Origin of the sequence: Candidatus Symbiopectobacterium sp. NZEC127, from assembly GCF_025962675.1 — a bacterium.
GTDB lineage: Bacteria > Pseudomonadota > Gammaproteobacteria > Enterobacterales > Enterobacteriaceae > Symbiopectobacterium.
Window position 1 is genome coordinate 1 of sequence record NZ_JAGFPG010000099.1, and the last position, 525, is coordinate 525.

At 60.4% G+C, this 525-nt stretch carries 1 pseudogene; it reads left to right on the forward strand.

The features are described 5' to 3' along the window. Positions 1-525: pseudogene (locus J5069_RS24120) on the forward strand (murein transglycosylase); the annotation flags it as partial.

The following is a 525-nucleotide window of genomic DNA, read 5'->3' on the forward strand; positions in this document are numbered from 1 at the left end:
GTGTCTTGGTGCGGCTGCAAAAGATGAGCGACGCCGATCGCCGCGAGATGGAAGAAGCGGTAGCCTGGCGTTGGATGGGAACCGGCGCGACGCCAGAACAGGCTGCCTGGCGTGATGCCGTTACGCAGCGCAGCCAATCCACCAGCCTGATTGAGCGCCGGGTGCGTATGACGCTCGGGGAGGGGGATAAAGCGGGGCTGCGCTTCTGGCTCGCGAAACTGCCGGCTGAGGCGTTACAGAAAGAAGAATGGCGCTACTGGCAAGCGATGTTGCTGTTAGATAACGGGCAACGTCAGGATGGGGAGGCGATACTGCGATCGCTGATGCAGGGGCGGGGCTTCTACCCGATGGTTGCTGCGCAGAAGCTCGGTATCCCTTATGCGTTGACCATTACCTCGTCGATCCCGGATAAGACATTGGCACAACGGCCGGAAATTGCTCGCGTGCGCGAACTGATGTACTGGAACATGGACAATCTGGCGCGCAGCGAATGGGGTGAACTGGCGGCGAACAGCGATAAGCCAC